We start from the raw sequence: 21,046 nt of genomic DNA on the forward strand, positions 1-21,046 counted from the left end.
ACCAGTAAGAGGCGACACCCGTAAGAGGCGATACCCGTAGTACTTGAGACGGACCGTGCAGGACCCCCCTCGCAGGGGACGACCGCGGCCACCGCCTGCGCCTACCTTTTTCAGCGTGACCGAAACGCAGCAGACGCAGCAGACGACGCCGGACGGCGCCTTCAGCCCATACAAGCCGCGCAGCCCGGAGTACAAGCTCGCCGCGAAGGCTCTGCGCGGGCTGAGGCAAGGCCTGTTCCACGACGCCTTCGCCTACCGTCCGCTGCGGCCCGCGGGTGTCGACGGCCCGCTGATCCGGCGGCTGCCAGACCGCCTGCGTCCCTACGCGGCCTGGAGACGGCACGCCGTGGTGGCGGCGGTCGGCCTGCTGGCGCTGTTCGTCGGCTGGGCGGACAGGGCGGCCCCGGTGGCGGGTCTGCTGGCCCTCGCCCCGGTGCTGCTCACCCTGACCCGCCCGGTCGGAGCGTTCTGGGTCTCCCTGATGGCGGCGACGGCCTCGGCGTGGGTCGTCGGCAACCCCGCGGACTGGCCGTGGCAGCCCGGCAGCTACATCGCGCACCTGGCGGTGCTCACGGTGGTGGCGATACGCACCCGGCCGCGCACGGCGGCGTGGATGTGGGCGACCACCGCGTTCTACGCCGTGATCGCCGACGGGCTGTTCGGCTACGCCTACGGCAACAACTCGGCGCCCCTGCTGATCCTCTCCGCACTCGTCCTGCTCGCCGTCACCGTCTGGCACATACGCAAGGACGCCGAGCAGGAGGTGACCGCCCAGCAGACGGTGACCGCGCACGAGCGCTCCCGCCGCACCCTGCTGGAGGAGCGCACGACGATCGCCCGCGAGCTGCACGACGTCGTGGCCCACCACATGTCCGTCGTGGCCATCCAGGCCGAGGCCGCCCCCTACAGGGTGGAGAACCCGCCGCCTGAGCTGGAGAAGGCCTTCGCCACGATCCGGGAGAACGCGGTGGCGGCCCTCACCGAGCTGCGGCGCGTCCTCGGTGTCGTCCGCGCGGAGGACTACGAGGCCCCCGACGCCCCGCAGCCCACACTCGCCGATCTCGGCACCCTGCTGGAGAACGTGCGGGAGGCCGGCCTGGCGGTGGACAGAACCACGATGGGCGCGGTGCGCGAACTCCCGCAGGGCGTCGAGCTGTCGGCGTACCGGATCGTCCAGGAGGCCCTGAGCAACACCCTGCGGCACGCGCCCGGCGCGAGCGCCCGCGTCGAGATCGGCTACGTACTCGGCGGACTGGCCCTGCGCATAGTCAATGGCCCGGTGCCCGAGCCGTCCCTGCTCAAGCCCTCGCCCGGGTCCGGGCACGGCATCACCGGCATGCGGGAGCGGGTGTCGATGCTCGGCGGCGAGATGACGGCGGGCCCGGCCGACGACGGCGGATACGAGGTGGCGGTGTTCCTGCCGGTCGCCACGGCGGTGGAGACGGCGGACGACGACGAGGCCGGCGCATGAGAACGGGCACGATCCGGGTGCTGGTCGCGGACGACCAGATGATGGTGCGCGAGGGCTTCTCGGTCCTGCTGAACGCGATGCCGGACATCGAGGTCGCCGGCGAGGCCGTCAACGGCCGCGACGCGGTGGAGCGGGTGCGCGAACTGGCCCCGGACGTCGTGCTGATGGACATCCGCATGCCGGAGCTGAACGGCATCGAGGCGACCCGGGAGATCGTCGCCGCGGACGGCACCGCGAAGGTGCTGGTGCTGACCACGTTCGACCTGGACGAGTACGTGTACCAGGCGCTGCGGGCCGGGGCCTCCGGGTTCCTGCTCAAGGACGCCTCGGCGCGGCAGCTCGCCGACGGCGTGCGGGTGGTCGCGGCCGGCGAGGCGCTGCTCGCCCCCTCGGTCACCAGGCGGCTGATCACGGAGTTCTCGAAGCTGACCGAGCCCCCGCGGCTGGCGGCCACCGCGCAGGCGGCGTACGGGGAGCTGACCGAGCGGGAGACGGAGGTGCTGGTGCTGATCGCACAGGGACTGTCCAACGGGGAAATAGCCGGGCGGCTGGTGGTCGCCGAGTCGACCGTCAAGACCCATGTCAGCCGGGTCCTGGTCAAGCTGGGCCTGCGGGACCGCACCCAGGCGGCGGTGTTCGCCTACGAGGCGAGACTGGTCACACCGAGGTGAGCCGTCCCGGCCGGTCCCCGGGGCGCCCACGGGCCGGGGCGCGCCGCGCGAGGTCTGTGACCGACCTCCCCTGGTCGGATCGGCGGTGGCCGGGCTAACGTCCGGGCATGTCCGCTCTTTCCGGCCTCGCCTTCGACCCGTGGGACCCGGCGTTCCTCGCCGACCCGTACCCGGCCTACGCCGAGCTGCGCGCGCGGGGCCGTGTGCTCCACTACGAGCCCACCGACCAGTGGCTGGTTCCGCACCACGCGGACGTCTCGGCGCTGCTGCGGGACCGGCGGCTGGGCCGGACGTACCAGCACCGCTTCACGCACGAGGACTTCGGCCGTACGCCGCCCCCGCCGGAGCACGAGCCGTTCCACGTCCTCAACGACCACGGGATGCTCGACCTGGAGCCGCCGGACCACACCCGGATCCGGCGCCTGGTGTCGAAGGCGTTCACGCCGCGCACGGTGGAGCGGCTCAAGCCGTATGTGCACGACCTGGCGGGCGAGCTGGTCTCCGCACTGGTGGCGGCGGGCGGCGGTGACCTGCTGAGGGACGTGGCCGAACCGCTGCCGGTGGCCGTGATCGCCGAGATGCTGGGCATCCCCGAGTCCGACCGGGCGCAGTTGCGGCCCTGGTCGGCGGACATCTGCGGGATGTACGAGCTGAACCCGTCCGAGGAGACGGCGGCGAAGGCGGTACGGGCGTCGGTCGAGTTCTCCGGCTACCTGCGGGAGCTGATCGCCGAGCGCCGCAAGGAGCCGGGCGAGGACCTCGTCTCGGGACTGATCGCGGCGCACGACGAGGGCGACCGGCTGACCGAGCAGGAGATGATCTCCACTGCGGTGCTGCTGCTCAACGCCGGTCACGAGGCGACCGTGAACGCCACGGTCAACGGCTGGTGGGCACTGTTCCGCAACCCGGAGCAGCTGGCGGCCCTGCGCGCGGACCACTCCCTGATCCCCTCCGCGATCGAGGAGCTGATGCGCTACGACACCCCGCTCCAGCTCTTCGAGCGCTGGGTGCTGGACGAGATCGAGATAGCGGGCACCACGATCCCGAGGGGCACGGAGATCGCCATGCTCTTCGGCTCGGCCAACCACGACCCGGCGGTCTTCACCGACCCGGAGCGCCTGGACCTCGCCCGCCGGGACAACCCCCACATCTCCTTCAGCGCCGGCATCCACTACTGCATCGGCGCCCCCCTGGCCCGCATCGAACTGGCCGCCTCCATGGCCGCCCTCCTGGACCAGGCCCCCACCCTCGCCCTGGCCGCGGAACCCCAGCGGAAGCCCAACTTCGTGATCCGCGGACTGGAGGGCCTGAATGTGACGGTGGGCTGACGCCGCGGCCCAGCTCACCCGTTCGGCTGATCTCCGTACGGATACGTCCGGTCGTGACAGCAGGCCCGGCAAGCTGGTGCCGGCCTGCGGGAGGAGGCACCATGACGGTTATGGCGCAGCACATGCCGTCCCAGATGTCCGTGGAGGAGTTCGAGGAACTCGCCGCACACGTGGCCGAGAGGTTCGTCGCCGTCAGGTTGGAATTCGTCGACGGACGGGTCGGGATCAAGGGCATGACGAACGGCAGTCACGGTGAGATCGCCATGTGGTTGGTCTTCCAGTGCAAGCATGCTCGGCCGGATCTCACGCTCAACACCACTGGTCAGGGGCTGAAGGTCGAGGCGTACCGGAACGGGCGAGCACGGCCCGACGCCGTGCTCGCCCCGGTGGGCCACTTCAACGGACAGGGTGAATGGGCCGCTCCCGACGGTGTCCTGATGGTTGTCGAGATCACGTCGTACGACTCGGACACCCACCGCCGCGACCGGGTCGAGAAGCCCCAGGCATACGGCGAGGCCGGCATCCCGGTCTACCTTCTGATCGACCGTGACCGACTGAAGATCGTCGTCCACAGCGACCCGGACCCGCGGATCGGCTACCACAACGTCCGCGTCGTAGAACTCGGCGAAAGGGCGACCCTCCCCGAACCCCTCGGATTCGAACTCGACACCGAGGACCTCAAGGGGTACGTCGACTGAGCCGGAGGCTCAGCCGGCGATGTCCCGTCTGCGCAGACCCGCCAGCCCTCCGGTCACCAGGAGCACCGCGAGTGCCAGCAGGACGCCGACCGGCCCCCACTCCATCCGGCCGCCCGGAAGCTTGGGCAGGTGGCCGAAGGGGGAGAGGTCCAGAACGAACCGGGGGACGTTCAGGGCGGGGCCGATCCAGCCGATCAGCAGGACCGCTCCGGCCACTCCCCACGCGGCCACGGCGCCCCGCGGCAGGACGCCGTAGAGCAGGACGGCGATGCCGCCGATCACCCACACCCCGGCCACCTGCACGAGGCACGCGCCGAGCACCGGGCCGACCTGCTTGCCGTGGCCGGCCGCGATGCCCAGTCCGGCCAGGAGCATGATCAGCGCGGAGCCGCCGAAGGCGATCAGCAGGTGCCCGGCGGCCCAGCGCAGCCGGCCCACCGCGCCCGCCAGCACCGGTTCGGCGCGGCCGGAGGTCTCCTCGCCGTTCAGGCGCAGCACGGACGCCACGACGTAGAGCGCGACGACCATGCCCAGCATCCCGGTGATCGCGGCGAGGAAGGCGTCCGTCATACCGGACTGCCCGCCCATCCGCTCGAAGATCTCCCGCGCCTTGGCGTTGTCGCCGACGAGTTCGGCCGCGCCGTCCGCCAGCCCGCCGTAGACGACTCCGGCGACGAAGAAGCCGATGCTCCAGCCGAGCACGCTGCCGCGTTGCAGGCGCCAGGCCAGCGCGCCCGCCGTGGCGAGGCGGCCCCGGGCGGGGCCCGGCCGGGTGGGCAGGAAGCTCATGCCGATGTCCCGGCGCCCGGCGAGTTCGTAGGCGATGCCCGCCTGGAGGGCGGTCGCCGCGGCGAACAGCAGCAGCACCCACCAGCGTTCGGCGGCGAAGGCGCGCATGTCCTCCAGCCAGCCCAGCGGGGACAGCCAGGTCAGCACGGACGAGCCGTCGTCCGTACCCGAGTCGCCCGCGGCCCGCAAGACGAAGGCGGCGCCCAGGACGGCGGACGTCAGGCCCCGGGCCAGCCGGGCGCTCTCCGTGAGCTGGGCGACGATCGCCGCCATCGTGGCGAAGACCATGCCCACGCCCGCCACCCCGAGTCCGAGGGCCAGGGCACCGGCGGCGCCCTGCCCGGCGAGACCGGCCGTGATCAGCAGGGCCAGGGCCGCGTTCGCGACCGCCGCGGCCAGCAGCGCCGACGTCAGCGGTGCGCGGCGGCCCACCATCCCGGACGACACCATTTCCTGCCGTCCGCTCTCCTCCTCGTCCCGGGTGTGCCGGACGACGACGAGCAGGCTCATGACGGCGGCGAGGGCACCCGCGTACACTCCCGCCCGCCAGGCCGTCAGCGCGCCCAGCGAATCGCCGAACACCGGGCCGACCATGGCGCGCAGGGAGGCGTTCGTCGTCATCTGGCGGACCAGGTCGGCGCGCTCGGCCGGGGTGGCGTACAGGCCCTCCAGCGTGCTCGGCATGGACAGGACCATCAGTGCGTTCACCGCGACCCACACCGGGATCATCACGCGGTCGCGGCGCAGCGCGAACCGCAGCAGCGTGCCGGTGCCGGCGAGGTTGCGGGAGCGGCCGGCGGGCACGGCGGCCGGCGTGGTGACCGCGGCGGTCATCGCGCCACATCCGCGGCTTCCGCGTCCGTCCCGGAGCCGGCCTCGGCCCCGGCCCCGGCCCCGTTTTCGTCCTGGTAGTGCCGCAGGAACAGCTCCTCCAGCGTCGGTGGGGTGGAGGTCAGCGACCGCACGCCCGACTCGCTCAGGGAGCGCAGCACCTCGTTCAGCTTGTCGGTGTCCACCTGGAGGCGGACCCGCCGGCCCTGTACGTCGAGGTCGTGCACGCCGGGCAGGCCGGAGAGCCCGCCCGGCGGTCCCGCCAGTTCCGCGGTGACGCTGGTGCGGGTGAGGTGGCGCAGGTCGGCCAGAGAGCCGCTCTCCACCGTGCGGCCGCCCCGGATGATGCTCACCCGGTCGCACAGCTCCTCGACCTCGCTCAGGATGTGGGAGGAGAGCAGGACGGTGCGGCCCCGGTCGCGTTCCTCGGCCACGCACCGCTGGAAGACCTCCTCCATCAGCGGATCCAGGCCCGAGGTCGGCTCGTCCAGGATCAGCAGGTCGACGTCGGAGGCGAAGGCGGCGACCAGGGCGACCTTCTGCCGGTTGCCCTTGGAGTACGTCCGCCCCTTCTTGGTCGGGTCCAGCTCGAACCGTTCGACCAGCTCGTCCCGGCGCCGCCCGTCGAGGCCGCCGCGCAATCTGCCGTACAGGTCGATGACCTCTCCCCCGGAGAGGTTGCGCCACAGGGTCACGTCGCCGGGCACGTAGGCGATCCGGCGGTGCGTCTCGACCGCGTCCGCCCAGGGGTCGCGGCCCAGCACCCGCGTGGCGCCCGAGTCGGCGCGCAGCAGGCCGAGCAGGACCCGGATGGTGGTGGACTTGCCGGCGCCGTTGGGGCCGAGGAAGCCGTGTACCTCGCCGGCGGCGACGTTCAGGTCGAGGCCGTCCAGTGCCCGCGTGCCGCCGAACGACTTGCACAGGCCGGACGCCTCGATGGCGGAGTTTGCCGTGGTCATGCTTTGGAACGTACGTGAACTTCACAAATTTGTGAAGTTAAGGAAGCGTATAAAAGCAAGGTTAGACTAGATGGTGCGTCCAACAGGCTGAGCAGGGGAGAGGGGCCCGGATGACGGAGCGGGAAACGGCGGTGGAGCGGGACCCCGAGGTGGTCTCGCAGTTCGTCGAGCACTTCGCGGCCCAGCTCGTCGAGGCGGGCGTGCCGCGCATGCCGGCCCGGGTCTTCGCCGCGCTGCTCGCCTCCGACACCGGCGCCCTGACCTCCGCCGAGCTCGGCGCCCAGTTGAAGATCAGCCCCGCGGCCGTCTCCGGCGCGGTGCGCTACCTCGCCCAGGTGCACCTGGTCTCCCGCGAGCGGGAGCCCGGCTCGCGGCGGGAGCGCTACCGGGTCCGCAGCGACCAGTGGTACGAGGCGCTCACCAGCCGTGACGCGCTCATCAAGCGCTGGGAGGACGCCCTGCGGGACGGTGTGGCCGGCCTGGGGGCCGAGACCCCGGCGGGACGCCGGCTGGCCGAGACGCTGGCCTTCTTCGAGTTCATCGAGCGGGACGTCGCCGGAATCATGGAGCGCTGGCGCCGCCACCAGGAGGAGAACCTCGGCGGTTGACCCGGCCGGACTCCCCGACCCGGCTCACCCCGCCACCGGCGGCGTCCGGGTGTCACCGGGGGCGTCGCCCCGCTGCCGGCCGACGTCACCCCGCCACCGGCAGCGTCAGGCCCCACGCACCCTCCACCACCCGCCACGTCCGCGTCCGCACCGGTCCCGACACCACCGCGTCCGCCCGGTAGCGGAAGCCGGCTCCCGAGACGGTCACCGTGCGCCCCCGGGCCAGCAGCGGCGAGGCCTCCGCGCCCACCGACAGCCGCCGCACCTCCACCTCGGCCTTCCCCGTGCCGCCCGGAGTGACCGAGACCGCCTCCACCGGCTGCTCCAGGTCCACGACCGTCTCGCCGTCGACCTCGACCCGCAGCCGTGAGGGACCGGGCCCGGCGACCGCCGTGGCCCTCGGCGGGCGGGTCACCAGCGTCCGTACGAGGGACTGGCAGGTCCGCAGCCAGGGGTGCCCCTGCCCCGGCGGGAGCGCCGCGGCCCCGTCCGGATCCTCCTGGCGCGCGGAGACCGGCGGGATGCGCAGCGTGCCCAGCACCACCCCGTCGCTGTCGTCCACGAGCAGGTCGAGCCGCCGCTCGGCGCCCTCCAGGACCGCCCGCGCCGCCGCCACCGGCCCCGTCGGCACCCCCAGCGCACGGGTCAGCGACAGGGCGCCGCCGACCGGCACCACCGACAGGGCGCAGCCGGCCAGCTCCCGCTGCCGGTGCAGCGCCGACACCGCCCGCAGCAGCGCACGGTCGTCGCCGACCACCACCGGCCGTCGCGAGCCGCGCCGCGCCAGCGCGCGGGTGAACTCCTCCGGACCGTCCGGCAGGCACACCTTGGCGGCCGCACCCGCGCTGAGCACGTCTTTCGCGATCCGTACGGACTCACCGTCCGTCCTCCGGGCGACCGGGTCGATGACCACCAGCAGCTGATCGGACGTCGGATAAGTCGCCACCTCGGTCCTGCCTCGCTTCCTCGGGTAGCATCTTTGTGCAAGAGCCCCTTTGCGCTATTGCGCCAGGGGCTTCGTCTATTCCGGGGCATCCGGTCCGACGGTTGAGCGGCCGACGACGGTCGCGGTGCACGCGGCGGTGAACCCTCCGCGTACGCCCCTGACCCTGGACATGCCCCGCCCGGAAGGGGTGTACGCGCGTGCCCGCACTTGTGCTGCTCGGTGCTCAGTGGGGTGACGAGGGCAAGGGGAAGGCCACCGACCTGCTCGGTGGCTCGGTGGACTATGTAGTGCGATACCAAGGCGGAAACAACGCCGGCCACACCGTCGTCGTCGGTGATCAGAAGTATGCACTGCACCTCCTCCCTTCCGGAATCCTCTCGCCCGGTTGTACGCCTGTCATCGGCAACGGTGTGGTCGTCGACCCGTCGGTCCTGCTCTCCGAGCTGAGCGGTCTGAACGAGCGCGGCGTCGACACGTCCAAGTTGCTGATCAGCGGCAACGCCCACGTCATCACGCCGTACAACGTCACCGTCGACAAGGTGACGGAACGCTTCCTCGGCAAGCGGAAGATCGGCACCACGGGCCGGGGCATCGGCCCGACCTACGCAGACAAGATCAACCGCGTCGGCATCCGGGTCCAGGACCTGTACGACGAATCGATCCTCACCCAGAAGGTCGAGGCGGCCCTCGACGTCAAGAACCAGATCCTCACCAAGCTGTACAACCGGCGCGCGATCGCCGTGGACCAGGTGGTCGAGGAGCTGCTGGGCTACGCCGACCAGATCAAGCCGTACGTCGCCGACACGGTCCTGATCCTCAACCAGGCGCTGGACGACGACAAGGTGGTCCTCTTCGAGGGCGGCCAGGGCACGCTGCTGGACATCGACCACGGCACGTACCCCTTCGTCACCTCCTCCAACCCGACCGCGGGCGGCGCCTGCACGGGCGCCGGCGTCGGCCCGACGAAGATCAGCCGCGTCATCGGCATCCTCAAGGCCTACACCACCCGCGTCGGCTCCGGCCCCTTCCCGACCGAGCTGTTCGACGAGGACGGCGAGGCGCTGCGCCGGATCGGCGGCGAGCGGGGCGTGACGACGGGCCGCGACCGCCGCTGCGGCTGGTTCGACGCGGTGATCGCCCGCTATGCCACCCGGGTCAACGGGCTGACCGACTTCTTCCTCACCAAGCTCGACGTCCTCACCGGGTGGGAGCAGATCCCGGTCTGTGTCGCCTACGAGATCGACGGCGAGCGCGTCGAGGAACTCCCGTACTCCCAGACCGACTTCCACCACGCGAAGCCCGTCTACGAGTACCTCCCCGGCTGGCAGGAGGACATCACGAAGGCCAAGGCCTTCGCCGACCTCCCGAAGAACGCCCAGGCCTACGTCAAGGCCCTGGAGGACATGTCCGGCGCCCCGATCTCCGCGATCGGCGTGGGTCCGGGCCGCGACGAGACGATCGAGATCAACTCGTTCATCTGACGCGTCTTTCTTGCGGCCGGGTGACGGCGACGCCGTCACCCGGCCGCAAGAGCTCGAAGCCGGGGTCCTCAGCTGAAGACGATCATCGAGCCCTGGGCCAGGCTCCGCGTCGCCGCCGCGTGGAGGCCCAGCCAGACATGGCGTTCCCGGGCGAACGGGCTGGGGTCGTAGGGGGCGGGGGCGGCCGGCTGTTCCAGTTCCGTGGGGCCGAGCGGGGGGTCGGGAGCCGTCGGCGGGTTGGCCGGATCGATACCCAACGACGGTGCCACGTGCTCCAGTTCGCGCAGGAGCGCCTGCGAGGAGCCCAACGGCCCTCCGGCTGCCAGGAGTTCCTCGTTGGACAGGGGGTGCGGGAAGTCCAGCGGGACGTAGGCGCCGGCGTGGTCGTAGTGCCAGACCAGGTGGGACTGCTGGGCCGTCGTCTCGAACATCTCCAGCAACTGCTCGTAGTCGCCGCCCAGTTCGTCGACCGGGGTCAGCGGCAGGCCGCAGACCTGGAGGAGGTGGGCGCGGCGCAGGAAGTGCAGCGCGTCGTAGTCGAAGCCGGCCACCGGTGCCACCTCCCCGGACAGGCCGGGCATGTACTGGTACACCGGCACCGGTGGGAGTCCGTTTTCGGCGAGCACCTTGTTGTACTGCGCGAGTTCCTCGGCGAACGGGTTGTCCGGGGTGTGGCACAAGACGTCGACGAGCGGTACCAGCCACAGGTCACAGGCCAAAGAGGGCTCCTCGGGGAGGGCAGGACGTTCAGCGTGTTCGGTGGTCGAAGAGTGTAGAAGCCTAGTCGGTGCGGAGCCGCTCAGCTCACCTCGTGCAGGTCCCATACCCACACCCCGCCGGTCCACGTGCCCGGACGGCCCACCAGCTTCGTCACCGCCTCCCGCAGCGGCTCCTCGTGCGGTTGGGGCGCCAGGACCAGGACGCCGGCGTGCCAGTCGGCGAAGTCCCGCCGCGCCTGGGCCTGCCATTCCTTGTCGATGGCCGGTACGGACCCGGTGTAGCTCACGTCCCGCAGCAGGTTGGAGGTGTAGCGGGGGACGGCGCCGTAGATGCCGACTCGGTCGGGGCCGTAAGGGCCGTTGAAGTAGCCGCCGGGCAGCTTGAAGCCGAGGTGGGCCGCGGTCTGCCAGTGCAGGGCCTCTGCGTTGCCGGGGTCGGGCAGCGGCACCGGCACCAGGGACTCGCCGTCGCGGACGTGGGACTTCCACAGGCCGGCCGTGATGAACTCCGGCACCGGGGCGCGGTCCTCGGCCTTCAGCGGGGCGGGCACCAGCGGCAGCAGCGCGAGGCAGACCGTCAGCAGACCGCCGTAGAGCGTGCCGACGCGGCCGGCGGCGGTGATCCTGGCGACGGCGATCGCCAGCAGCATGCCCAGGGCCGGCGCGCAGATCATCGCCACACGCCCCTCGATGACCGATTCGAACAGCGGCAGACGGGCGAGCGGCGCCCACGGGCCGGGGTAGACCGTGTCGGTCAGCGGGACGCGGAACTTCGGCCCCAGGGACAGCAGGGCCGCGGCGGCCGTCGTGACCGCCAGCGCCTTCACCAGCGCGTGCTCCCACAGCCGTACGGTGATGCCGAAGGCGAGCAGCAGCAGCGGCCAGCCGTAGAAGGCGTTCTGCTCCGTGGGGTTCAGGGAGAGCGCGTTCGCCTTCTGGGCGTCGCCCGCGAACAGGGAGCGCTCGGCGAAGGAGATCAGGGCGAGCGGGCTGTTGCCCGCGTTGTCGCCGTGCAGCACGCTCTTGTAGCTCTGCGGTCCCGCGAACTGCCAGTACAGCGGGTAGGCGACGATCGGCAGGCACACCGCCGCGGCGATCAGCAGGCCCTTCAGCAGGGGCCGCCAGGCCGCCCGTGCGACCTCCCGGCGGACGACGCCGTAGGCGGCGGCGAACAGGGTCATGCCGATCGCGGCGAGCAGCAGCGGCTCCTCGCCGAGGAAGACCTGGTACGCCGTCATCAGGCCGAGCACGATCCCGTCCCGCCGCACCCGGGCGCCCCCGGCCAGGCGCAGCGCCCGGTCGACGATCAGCGGGATCATGAACAGGATCACGAAGTTCGGGTGCGCGTTGGCGTGGCTGACCATCGGCGGGGCGAAGGCGGCCAGGCAGGCGCCGGTGAAGGCGGCGCCCCGGTGCCGTACGACCCGTTTGACGATCAGCCAGTACCAGGCGGCCGCGGTGGCCGCGAGCCCCAGGGTCATGCAGACGGTCAGCGAGACCGCGGGTCCGTAGGCCAGCGTGACCGGGGCGAGGGGGACGGACATCCCCAGCATGACCGTGTTGGCCATGAGGTTCACGCCGTCCGGGAAGTTCTGGAGGTCGGTGAACAGGGGGTTGCTCAGATGGGCGACGCTGTCGGCGGTGACCGCGAAGAACCACTCCCACTGGTTCTGGTCCTGGAGGGAGTCGGGGAGGTAGCGGTGGCCGGGGTCGAAGAGACGGCCCGAGTAGAGGGTGACCGCCATCAGCAGGAACAGCGCGCCGGCCAGCAGGTCGGCCGGGCGGACGGAGCGGGCCTTGAGCCGGCCCAGTTCGGCGAGGACCCGCAGGTAGTCCAGCGGGGCGACCTTCGAACCGGACTGGTGCGCCCAGCGGACCGGCACCTCGGCCACCGGCCAGTCACGGCGGCGGAAGTGCTGGAGGACCTCCACGTCGATGCCCCAGCCGCTCAGCCGGGAGGCGGCGAACGCCTCGCGGGCCTGCTCGCCCTCGAAGAGTTTGAAGCCGCACTGGGTGTCGCGGATGCCGGGCACCGCGACCCGCCGTATCAGGAAGTTCCCGGCGCGGCCCAGCAGTTCGCGCACCCGGTGCTGGCGCCTGGCTATCGTCGCGCCCGGAACCGAGCGGGAGCCGATCGCGGCCGCGCCGCCCTCCCCGAGCGCCTTGTCGAGCTGTTCCAGCTCCTCGATGGGGGCGGCGAGGTCGGCGTCGGTGACCAGCACCCGGCGGCCGCGGGTGGCGGCCACCCCGAGGCGCAGGGCGTGGCCCTTGCCGCGGTTGCGGTCGCCGGCGACCAGCCGGACGCGCGGGTCCCCGCGGTCCGCGACGAGGCCGCCGGTGCCGTCGGTGGACCCGTCGTCGGCGACGACGACCTCCCACGAGCCGAAGCGGTCCTCGTGGCCGGCCAGGTACGCGGTGACCGCGTCGAGTGTGGGGCCGAGGCGTCGTTCCTCGTTGTAGGCCGGGATGACGACGGACAGGTCGACGGCCTCGGTGACGGTCGCGCTCATGCGGTGGCCAGCCGCTCGACGAGAGCGAGGTCGTGCGCGTTGTACGCGGCGACGATCGCCCGTGCGGCCGGGGCGTCGCCCCTCGTCATGGCGTCGACGAGTTCGGTGTGGGAGGACCACAGCAGGCCGCGCAGATCGCCGCGGCGGCGCAGGTGCTGCACCGCGCACACCCAGAACTGCACGCGCAGCCGGTTGAGGAAGTCGGAGAGGTAGGGATTGCCGAACAGGGCGCCGAGCTCCCGCCAGAACCGCAGGTCGTAGCCGATCAGGACGGTCAGGTCGCCGGCGTTGGCCGCGCGCTGGGCCTCCTCGCCGCGCCGGCGCACCCCGGTGAGCGTGGCCTTGACGTACGGCTCGTCGGGCCGGCGGAACTCCTGGGGCGCCGAGACGACGGCGCGGAACATGCCGTCGGTGATGAGGGCACGCGCCTTGATCATGTCGTAGAGGTCGTGCAGCGAGTACTCGCGCACATGGAAGCCGCGGTGCTGGTCGGCCTCCAGCAGGCCCTGCGCGGACAGGTCGACGAGCGCCTCGCGCACCGGGGTCGCGGACACCCCGTACTGCTCGGCTATCTCCTTGACCGTGAACTCCTGCCCCGGCTGGAGCCGCCCGGCCAGCACCTCGTCCCGGAGCGCGTCCGCGATCTGCTGCCGCAGGGTGCTGCGCGTCACGGCGCCGTAGCCGCTGATGCCGGGCATGGTCGGGGCGTCTCCTTGCGCGTGCGGGTGGCGTACTCGTACGTCCATGTCTACGAGCACGCCACCTTACGCGTTCGGGATGCCCCCGAATCCGGCTCGTCGCCGCCCGCGCCGCTACACCGTGTGCTCGTCGGCCACCGTCAGCGCGGCGTCGAGGGCCGCCAGGCCCTCCTTCAGCTCGGCCTCGGTCGCGTTGCACGGCGGGACGACGTGCGTGCGGTTCATGTTGATGAAGGGCCACAGGCCGTTCGCCTTCGCGGCGGCGCCGAAGGCCGCCATGGGGGCGTTCGCCTCGCCGGCCGCGTTGTACGGCACCAGCGGCTCGCGGGTCTCGCGGTCCCTCACCAGCTCCAGGGCCCAGAACATGCCGGTGCCGCGCACCTCGCCGACGCTCGGGTGCCGCTCGGCCAGCTCGCGCAGCCCCGGCTCCACGACCTCGGCGCCGAGCCGCTTCGCGTTCTCGACGACGCCCTCCTCGGCCATCACGTTGATCGTTGCGACGGCCGCCGCGCACGCCAGCGGGTGCCCGGAGTAGGTCAGACCGCCGGGGTAGGCCCGCTTGCCGAAGGTCTCCGCGATCTTCCCGGAGATGGCGACGCCGCCCAGCGGCACGTATCCGGAGTTCACGCCCTTGGCGAAGGTCATCAGGTCCGGCACGACGTCGAAGAGGTCCGCGGCGAACCACTCACCGGTCCGTCCGAAACCGGCCATGACCTCGTCCAGGACGAAGACGATCCCGTACTTGTCGCACAGCTCGCGCACCCCGGCCAGGTAGCCGGGCGGGGGCACCATGATCCCGGCGGTGCCGGGGATGGTCTCCAGGATGATCGCGGCGATGGTTGCGGGGCCCTCGAAGGCGATCGTCGCCTCCAGGTGGTCGAGGGCCCGCGCGCACTCCTGCTCCTCGGTCTCGGCGTAGAAGCGGGAGCGGTAGAGGAACGGCGCCCAGAAGTGCACCACGCCCGCGAAGCCGGCGTCCGACGCCCAGCGCCGCGGGTCGCCGGTGAGGTTGATGGCCTGCTGCGTGCCGCCGTGGTACGAGCGGTACGCCGAGAGGACCTTGGGGCGCCCGGTGTGCAGCCGCGCCATGCGCACCGCGTGCTCGACGGCGTCCGCGCCGCCGTTGGTGAAGAAGATCTTGTCCAGGTCGCCCGGTGTCCGCTCGGCGATCAGCCGCGCCGCCTCGGACCTGGCCTCGACGGCGAACGCCGGCGCGAAGGTGGCCAGGGTGGCGGCCTGCTCCTGTATCGCGGCGACGACCCTGGGGTGCTGGTAGCCGATGTTGGTGAAGACGAGTCCGCTGGTGAAGTCCAGGAAACGCTTGCCGTCGTAGTCCCAGAAGTAGGACCCTTCGGCACCGGCCACGGCCGGCGGGTCGATGAGGTCCTGTGCGGACCAGGAGTGGAACACGTGCGCCCGGTCCGCGGCCTTGACGACTGCGCCGGCTTCGGGATTCGGCTGAGGGGTCATGCGGCCGAGGGTAAACGGCGCGGCCGGGGGCGCGACATCGGCGGCCTGTCTGTGGACGCGGGGTTTTAGCGACAGGTTGTCGGGAGTGGCCCGCGCGGGGCGGACCTGTTACGGAACCGTAGACGCCGGGTCGCCCGGCCCGCCGGGCCGCCGCACTATTCTCGGTCTGACGCACAGGGACCGTTTCGGGGGATGTCGGGGGGAGGCGGTTCGGCCATGGACAGGCTGGGGCCTGGCGATCCGCAGGAGATCGGTGCCTACCGGCTGCTGGCGCGGCTCGGGGCCGGCGGCATGGGGCAGGTGTTCCTGGCCCGGTCGGACCGGGGGCGGACCGTCGCCGTGAAGCTGGTGCGGCGGGAACTGGCGCAGCAGGAGGAGTTCCGGGCGCGGTTCCGGCAGGAGGTGCGGGCTGCGCGGCAGGTCGGCGGGTACTGGACCGCGCCGGTGCTGGACGCGGACACCGAGGCCGACGTGCCGTGGGTGGCCACGGGGTACGTCGCCGGGCCGAGCCTGCAACGGGTCATCGGACGCGACCACGGTCCGCTGCCCGAGCGGTCGGTGCGGATCCTCGCGGCCGGCCTGGCGGCCGCGCTGAAGGACATCCACGCCGCCGGTCTCATCCACCGCGACCTCAAGCCCTCCAACGTGCTGGTCACGATCGACGGGCCGCGCGTCATCGACTTCGGCATCGCCCGCGCGCTGGAGACCGTCACGGACGGCGGGCTCACACGGACCGGCGCGCTGGTCGGCTCGCCCGGGTTCATGGCGCCCGAGCAGGTGCGCGGCGACCGGGTCACGACCGCGTGCGACGTCTTCTGCCTGGGCTCGGTCCTCGCGTACGCGGCGACCGGCGCGCTTCCGTTCGGCGGCGCCGACAGCGGAGTGCACGCGCTGATGTACCGCATCGCCGAGCAGGAACCCGACCTCGGGGCGCTGCCCGAGGGCATCGCCGACCTCGTCCGCGCCTGCCTGCGCAAGGACCCGGCGGCCCGGCCCACCGTGGACTCGATCATCCAGCGCACCGGCGCCGAGGACACGATCGCCGACGGCCGCCTCCGCGACCCCTGGCTCCCGGGCGCCCTGGTAGCCCAACTCGGCCGCCACGCGGTCCAACTCCTCGACACGGAAAACCCGGAGGAACTGGGAAAGCCGACGGGCACGACCCCGCCACCCGGCACGCCGGGTACACCTGGCGCGATTCCGTCGCCGGGCACATCGGGTACGCCCGGCGCCACCCCGCCGCCCGGCACACCTGGCACGTCCCCGTCGTCCGGCGCGCTCGGCACACCCGGCACGCCGGGCGCCCCCGCGGCCGTGCCGGGGGCACCCGCTGCCCTCGCCAAGCAGCCGACGGGCTCGACGGGCCCCGCAGCCCAGCAGCCAACGGGCCCCGCAGCCCAGCCGGCAGGCGCTGCGCCGGCGGCGGGAGAGCCCCGGGCGTCGAGCGCCGTTCCGGCACCGGACACGCCCGGTCCCGCCGCGCCCGGCGCTCACGGACCGTCCGGCGCATCCGGGGCCGCGCCGTCCGGCGCACCCGGGATTCCCGGGGGCGCTGGGGCGGCGTCTGCCGCCGGGTCGGTACCGGGCACGCCCGGTTCCGGAGCACCGGGTTCTCACGGACCGTCAGCCGCCTCCGGGGCTCCCGCGCCGGGCAGCGCGCCCGGGGCTGCCGGGCCGGCTCCGGGTATGCCCGGCCCTCACGGACCGTCTGCCTGGTCCGGTGCGCCCGGCGCCTCGGGAGCCGGTGAGGACGCGGGCGTGTCGGGCGTGCCCGCTGCCGGGATCGGGCCCGCCGGGGCTGCCGCCTCGGGCGTATCCGGCCCGCACGGACCGTCCACGCCGCCCGGCGCACCGGGATCCGCCGGAACTCCGGGAGCCGTCGGGGCTCCGGGTGTGCCCGGCCCTCGTGGTGCGCCTGCGGCCTCCGACGCACCCGGCGCCGCGTCGGCTGCGCCCGGCCCGCACGGATCATCCGCGTCACCCCCCGGTGTAGCTGGGGCCGGGTTCGAGGGCGCCGCTTCGGGTGGGGCCGGCGCTCAGGAACCGTCCGCGCCGTCCGGTGCCTTCGGCGACGTCGGGGCCCGTTCCGGCGCTCAGGGGCCGGGGGCGCCCGACGGTGCCGTCTGGGCGCCGCCGTACGGGTCGGCCGAGCACGCGGCCGTCGCCGATGCCTCCGTGCCGCCGCCCGGACAGACCGGCGGTGGGGCGCACACGCCGCCGGTGGACCACCCGCCCACCATGATCGCGGGGCAGGCGCCACCGCCCGCTCCCGCCCCGTACGGCTACCCCCACCAGCACCCCCAGCCCGCCGCCTACGGCTACCCGCAGGCCGGGCATCACCCGTACGGCGGCCTGGCCCGGACCCCGCCGTACGGCCCGCCTCCGATCGGCTCGACACCGCCCTACGGTCCGGGTCCGTCCCCGGAGCGGGAGCCGCGTCGCAGCGGCCGTTCCACCGCGGCACTCGTCGCGGTGGCCCTGGTGGTGGCGCTCGGCGCCGGCGGTTCCGTGTACGCGCTGATGCGGGGCGGCGGTGACGGCGACGACAAGGGCGGCGGGCCCGGCCCCACGCCGACCGTCAGCGCGTCCACGCACGACGCCACGGGCCCCGACGGTTCCGACCCGTCCCCGGCAGCCTCGCAACCCCAGTCCCCGTCCGAGTCCGAGTCACCGTCCGACGGCGCGGTCCCGACCGGCTACCTCGGGAGCTGGACGGCGACCATCGACAACGCCTACGGCGCGAACAGCCGCCGGCTCACCATCACCCAGGGAAACGTGGGCGACACCGTGCTCACCCTCGTCGCCGACGGCCCCACCGACGGCGGCGGCACCTACCACTGCGTGTTCGAGGCCCGGCTCGCCCAGCGGCCGAGCGGCGGCGGACCGCTGGAGATCGGCCCCTCGGTCGTCACGACCGGACGGCAGAGCCAGGGGTGCAACCCGGGCGCGGCCACGCAGGTCGTCCTGCTGCCCGACGGCACGCTCCAGCGCGTGAACACCGGCAGCGGGGAGAAGCTGACGTACACCAGGCAGTGACCGGAAGCCGTCGCACCGGACAGCGACCGCGGTCAGCGCGGCTCCGGCGGCCGCTGCCGGGGCATGTTCGGCCGCGCGGCACCCGGCGGCAGCGGCAGGCGCCCGTGCCCGCCGCCCGGCTCGGACCGCCCGGCGGCCCCGGGCCCCGCCGCCTGGAGTCCCATCGGCGCCGAGCCGATGCGGAACTCCACCATCCAGTCGGCCGTCTCCGTGCGCACCAGCTCCGTGACGTCCTCCGAGAACCGCCGCAGCACCCCCAGACACCGCTCGGCGGCCTCACCGGCCGTCCCCTCCGCAGGGCCCAGGACCTCCCGCACGTTCTCGGACGCCCAGTCGAACTGGAGCGCCTGCAACCGGCGTTGGACGGCCTGCGCGGTCGCCACGTCCCGCATCCACCCGGCCGTCACCCCGAAGTACCGGTCGATCCCCACGCACGCCACGCACAGCAGCAGCGCCACATACCCCCACGGCGCCGCGCCGTCGGCCGCCCCGGATCGAGCAGGGGCAGCGCCGCCCCGGTCACCGCCCCGGCCGCGGCCCCGACCCGCAGCGCACGGGCCCCGCGCCGCTTCCACACCCGCTCCCCGAGATACCAGGCCACGGTCTGCAGCGCCCCGCGCTCGACCCAGCGGTACAGCTCGTCCAGCCGCTGCGCCGGCTCGCCCCAGTCGCCGAGCGGGAACGGCCGCCCGGTCAGATCGCCCGGCCGCAGCCCGGCCGCCCCGTCGCCCCGCCCGTCCTGCGGCGGACGCTCGGGCTGCATCTCCGGCTGACCCACCCGGCACTCCCTAATGATCACGATCCGTGACGCTGGCTCACACGCCGGACCCTTCCTACCCCCCAATGGGTGGCGAGGCGCCGGGAAGCACGGCTTTTCCGCTCGTAAGAGGGCCTTGATCAGGTACAGGGCTCATCCGCGACTCACTCGAAAGAGTGGCGGGGCGCTGCATGCCCGGACCACGTAGGCTCGTGCCAGCGGGGAACCGGCCCATCGGCCCCGCCCGGACAGTCGTACGAAAGCAGGAGCTGATCGTGATTCCCGGTGGTGGCCAGCCCAACATGCAGCAGCTGCTCCAGCAGGCCCAGAAGATGCAGCAGGATCTTCAGCGGGCCCAGGAGGAGCTGGCGCGGACCGAGGTCGACGGCCAGGCGGGCGGCGGTCTGGTGAAGGCCACCGTCACCGGCGCCGGCGAGCTGCGCGCGCTGAAGATCGACCCCAAGGCGGTGGACCCGGAGGACACCGAGACCCTCGCCGACCTGATCGTCGCCGCCGTCCAGGCGGCCAACGAGAACGCCCAGACCCTCCAGCAGCAGAAGCTCGGCCCGCTGGCCCAGGGCATGGGCGGCGGCACCGGAATCCCGGGGCTGCCTTTCTGAGGCGGCCGCCGGGCAACTACCGTACGTACCGAAGCGACCCAGGAAGGGCGGCAGTCCGTTGTACGAAGGCGTGGTCCAGGACCTCATCGACGAGCTCGGGCGGCTGCCCGGCGTCGGTCCCAAGAGCGCGCAGCGGATCGCCTTCCACATCCTCCAGGCGGAACCGGCGGACGTGAGGCGGCTCGCCCAGGCCCTGCTGGAGGTGAAGGCGAAGGTCCGCTTCTGCGCCACCTGCGGCAACGTCGCGCAGGAGGAGCTGTGCGGTATCTGCCGCGACAGCCGCCGCGACCTCTCGGTCATCTGCGTGGTCGAGGAGCCGAAGGACGTCGTCGCCATCGAGCGCACCCGTGAGTTCCGCGGTCGTTACCACGTCCTCGGCGGAGCGATCAGCCCCATCGAGGGCGTCGGCCCGGACGACCTGCGCATCCGGGAACTCCTGGCCCGTCTGGCGGACGGCACGGTCACCGAGCTGATCCTGGCCACGGACCCGAATCTCGAAGGCGAGGCGACGGCGACGTACCTCGCCCGCATGATCAAGCCCATGGGCCTGAAGGTCACCCGCCTGGCCAGCGGCCTCCCGGTGGGCGGTGACCTGGAATACGCGGACGAGGTCACCCTCGGCCGCGCCTTCGAGGGGAGACGACTCCTAGATGTCTGACGCCACGCTGCACGCCACCAGCCAGAACCCGGACGACTTCGCGGTCCAGATCGCCGACCAGGTGGAGAGCTTCCTGGTCGCGGTCACCGAGGTCGCCAAGGGCGACGAGCCGGACTCGGCGGTGCCCTTCCTGCTGCTGGAGGTCTCCCAGCTCATGCTGGCCGGCGGCCGGCTCGGCGCGCACGAGGACATCGTCCCCGACGAGCGCTACGAACCCGACCCGGGACCGGAGCAGGACGTGGACCAGCTCCGCGAGAACCTCGCGCGCCTGCTGGAGCCGATCGACGTCTACTCCGAGGTCTTCGACCCCTACGAGCCGCGCCGGGCGCCCGTGCCCGCCCGTATCTCCGACGACCTGGCGGACGTCGTGGCCGACCTGCGGCACGGCATGGTCCACTACCGCGCGGGCCGCACCACCGAGGCCCTGTGGTGGTGGCAGTTCTCCTACTTCTCCAACTGGGGCTCCACGGCCTCCGCCACCCTGCGCGCCCTGCAGTCCCTGGTCGCCCACGTCCGCCTCAACCAGCCCCTGGAGGAGCTGGACGGCCTGGACACCGACCAGGGCATGGGCGACGAGACGCTGGAGTTCGAGGCCGGCAGGGTCATGGCGCAGGAGATCGCGAACCCGCTGGGACTGCGCGCCGACCGCGCCGACCGCCCGGTGTGACCCGGCGCACTTTCCGAGTGGTGCCCCGGTGCCTGGGCATGAGCCGTTCTGACCAGCGGGCGGCCGGGTATCTCACCATGCGATATCGCGAAGGGGAAATTCGGACGCTCGATAGACTGAGCCGACCGC

General features: G+C 72.7%; 16 protein-coding genes and 2 pseudogenes. 10 read left to right on the forward strand and 8 right to left on the reverse strand.

Annotated elements, in window-relative coordinates:
• Positions 1-115 precede the first annotated feature (115 nt).
• The 4 genes from ACF09J_RS05240 (at position 116) to ACF09J_RS05255 (ending at position 4,168) form a co-directional block, all read left to right on the forward strand.
• Positions 116-1,471 (forward strand): sensor histidine kinase, encoded by a 1,356-nt coding sequence (locus tag ACF09J_RS05240; protein ID WP_392304004.1) that lies wholly within the window; start codon positions 116-118, stop codon positions 1,469-1,471.
• Positions 1,468-2,142 carry a response regulator gene (locus ACF09J_RS05245; protein ID WP_392304005.1) on the forward strand — a complete coding sequence of 225 codons (675 nt, stop codon included), beginning with the start codon at positions 1,468-1,470 and terminating at the stop codon, positions 2,140-2,142. Before ACF09J_RS05240 ends, ACF09J_RS05245 begins: the two co-directional genes overlap by 4 nt.
• A 107-nt stretch (positions 2,143-2,249) precedes the next feature.
• Positions 2,250-3,470: a cytochrome P450 gene (locus ACF09J_RS05250; RefSeq protein WP_392304006.1), complete on the forward strand. Its 1,221-nt coding sequence runs from the start codon at positions 2,250-2,252 to the stop codon at positions 3,468-3,470.
• A gap of 101 nt (positions 3,471-3,571) precedes the next feature.
• On the forward strand, positions 3,572-4,168 hold the full coding sequence (locus ACF09J_RS05255; protein WP_392304007.1) for a Uma2 family endonuclease: 597 nt from the start codon (positions 3,572-3,574) through the stop codon (positions 4,166-4,168).
• Between the two features lie 9 nt (positions 4,169-4,177).
• Here the strand turns inward: ACF09J_RS05255 and ACF09J_RS05260 are convergent, their stop codons facing one another.
• A complete protein-coding gene (locus tag ACF09J_RS05260; protein WP_392304008.1) occupies positions 4,178-5,791 on the reverse strand; it encodes an ABC transporter permease in 1,614 nt (537 codons plus the stop codon).
• Entirely contained in the window at positions 5,788-6,747 is a 960-nt protein-coding gene (locus tag ACF09J_RS05265) for an ATP-binding cassette domain-containing protein (RefSeq protein WP_392304009.1), read from the reverse strand. The genes ACF09J_RS05260 and ACF09J_RS05265 overlap by 4 nt, the downstream gene beginning before the upstream one ends.
• Before the next feature lie 110 nt (positions 6,748-6,857).
• Here ACF09J_RS05265 and ACF09J_RS05270 point away from each other — a divergent pair, with 110 nt between their 5' ends.
• Positions 6,858-7,355 (forward strand): GbsR/MarR family transcriptional regulator, encoded by a 498-nt coding sequence (locus tag ACF09J_RS05270; protein ID WP_392304010.1) that lies wholly within the window; start codon positions 6,858-6,860, stop codon positions 7,353-7,355.
• Positions 7,356-7,440: 85 nt separating this feature from the next.
• On the opposite strand, the gene ACF09J_RS05275 is transcribed toward ACF09J_RS05270, so the two are convergent.
• Positions 7,441-8,301 carry a diacylglycerol kinase family protein gene (locus ACF09J_RS05275; RefSeq protein ID WP_392304011.1) on the reverse strand — a complete coding sequence of 287 codons (861 nt, stop codon included), beginning with the start codon at positions 8,299-8,301 and terminating at the stop codon, positions 7,441-7,443.
• A gap of 197 nt (positions 8,302-8,498) precedes the next feature.
• Between ACF09J_RS05275 and ACF09J_RS05280 the strand changes: the two genes are divergently transcribed.
• The gene (locus ACF09J_RS05280) at positions 8,499-9,782 is read left to right on the forward strand and encodes an adenylosuccinate synthase (protein WP_392304012.1); all 1,284 of its coding nucleotides are present in this window, start codon (positions 8,499-8,501) and stop codon (positions 9,780-9,782) included.
• Positions 9,783-9,850: 68 nt separating this feature from the next.
• On the opposite strand, the gene ACF09J_RS05285 is transcribed toward ACF09J_RS05280, so the two are convergent.
• The 4 genes from ACF09J_RS05285 to ACF09J_RS05300 all read right to left on the reverse strand — a co-directional run bounded on the left by ACF09J_RS05285 (position 9,851) and on the right by ACF09J_RS05300 (position 15,179).
• Positions 9,851-10,501 (reverse strand): hypothetical protein, encoded by a 651-nt coding sequence (locus ACF09J_RS05285; protein ID WP_392304013.1) that lies wholly within the window; start codon positions 10,499-10,501, stop codon positions 9,851-9,853.
• A gap of 80 nt (positions 10,502-10,581) precedes the next feature.
• Complete coding sequence (locus ACF09J_RS05290) at positions 10,582-13,011, reverse strand: glycosyltransferase (protein ID WP_392304014.1); 2,430 nt, start codon at positions 13,009-13,011, stop codon at positions 10,582-10,584.
• Positions 13,008-13,709, reverse strand: coding sequence for a GntR family transcriptional regulator (locus ACF09J_RS05295; protein WP_392304015.1), 702 nt, complete (start codon positions 13,707-13,709; stop codon positions 13,008-13,010). Before ACF09J_RS05295 ends, ACF09J_RS05290 begins: the two co-directional genes overlap by 4 nt.
• A gap of 114 nt (positions 13,710-13,823) precedes the next feature.
• Positions 13,824-15,179, reverse strand: coding sequence for an aspartate aminotransferase family protein (locus ACF09J_RS05300; protein ID WP_392304016.1), 1,356 nt, complete (start codon positions 15,177-15,179; stop codon positions 13,824-13,826).
• Between the two features lie 216 nt (positions 15,180-15,395).
• On the opposite strand from ACF09J_RS05300, the pseudogene ACF09J_RS05305 reads away from it, so the two are divergent.
• Positions 15,396-16,802: pseudogene (locus tag ACF09J_RS05305) on the forward strand (serine/threonine-protein kinase); the annotation flags it as partial.
• Positions 16,803-18,247: 1,445 nt separating this feature from the next.
• Here the strand turns inward: ACF09J_RS05305 and ACF09J_RS05310 are convergent.
• Positions 18,248-18,993: pseudogene (locus tag ACF09J_RS05310) on the reverse strand (SLATT domain-containing protein).
• A 254-nt stretch (positions 18,994-19,247) separates the two neighbouring features.
• On the opposite strand from ACF09J_RS05310, the gene ACF09J_RS05315 reads away from it, so the two are divergent.
• From ACF09J_RS05315 to ACF09J_RS05325, 3 genes are read left to right on the forward strand one after another with little or no spacing between them, the layout of a single operon-like run.
• Positions 19,248-19,592: a YbaB/EbfC family nucleoid-associated protein gene (locus ACF09J_RS05315; RefSeq protein ID WP_392304017.1), complete on the forward strand. Its 345-nt coding sequence runs from the start codon at positions 19,248-19,250 to the stop codon at positions 19,590-19,592.
• A gap of 58 nt (positions 19,593-19,650) precedes the next feature.
• On the forward strand, positions 19,651-20,250 hold the full coding sequence (gene recR, locus ACF09J_RS05320) for a recombination mediator RecR (protein ID WP_100568436.1): 600 nt from the start codon (positions 19,651-19,653) through the stop codon (positions 20,248-20,250).
• A complete protein-coding gene (locus ACF09J_RS05325; RefSeq protein WP_392304018.1) occupies positions 20,243-20,917 on the forward strand; it encodes a DUF5063 domain-containing protein in 675 nt (224 codons plus the stop codon). Before recR ends, ACF09J_RS05325 begins: the two co-directional genes overlap by 8 nt.
• Positions 20,918-21,046: the final 129 nt, after the last annotated feature.

Origin of the sequence: Streptomyces sp. NPDC014889, from assembly GCF_043081205.1 — a bacterium.
Taxonomy (GTDB): domain Bacteria; phylum Actinomycetota; class Actinomycetes; order Streptomycetales; family Streptomycetaceae; genus Streptomyces.

What these genes read in the sequence shown, in the direction of transcription:
- ACF09J_RS05255 (WP_392304007.1), top strand. Translation starts at nt 3,572, where the DNA reads ATGACGGTTATGGCGCAGCACATGCCGTCCCAGATGTCCGTGGAGGAG.
- ACF09J_RS05300 (WP_392304016.1), bottom strand. Translation starts at nt 15,179, where the DNA reads ATGACCCCTCAGCCGAATCCCGAAGCCGGCGCAGTCGTCAAGGCCGCG.
- ACF09J_RS05290 (WP_392304014.1), bottom strand. Translation starts at nt 13,011, where the DNA reads ATGAGCGCGACCGTCACCGAGGCCGTCGACCTGTCCGTCGTCATCCCG.
- ACF09J_RS05270 (WP_392304010.1), top strand. Translation starts at nt 6,858, where the DNA reads ATGACGGAGCGGGAAACGGCGGTGGAGCGGGACCCCGAGGTGGTCTCG.
- ACF09J_RS05260 (WP_392304008.1), bottom strand. Translation starts at nt 5,791, where the DNA reads ATGACCGCCGCGGTCACCACGCCGGCCGCCGTGCCCGCCGGCCGCTCC.
- ACF09J_RS05325 (WP_392304018.1), top strand. Translation starts at nt 20,243, where the DNA reads ATGTCTGACGCCACGCTGCACGCCACCAGCCAGAACCCGGACGACTTC.
- ACF09J_RS05245 (WP_392304005.1), top strand. Translation starts at nt 1,468, where the DNA reads ATGAGAACGGGCACGATCCGGGTGCTGGTCGCGGACGACCAGATGATG.
- ACF09J_RS05265 (WP_392304009.1), bottom strand. Translation starts at nt 6,747, where the DNA reads ATGACCACGGCAAACTCCGCCATCGAGGCGTCCGGCCTGTGCAAGTCG.
- ACF09J_RS05295 (WP_392304015.1), bottom strand. Translation starts at nt 13,709, where the DNA reads ATGCCCGGCATCAGCGGCTACGGCGCCGTGACGCGCAGCACCCTGCGG.
- ACF09J_RS05250 (WP_392304006.1), top strand. Translation starts at nt 2,250, where the DNA reads ATGTCCGCTCTTTCCGGCCTCGCCTTCGACCCGTGGGACCCGGCGTTC.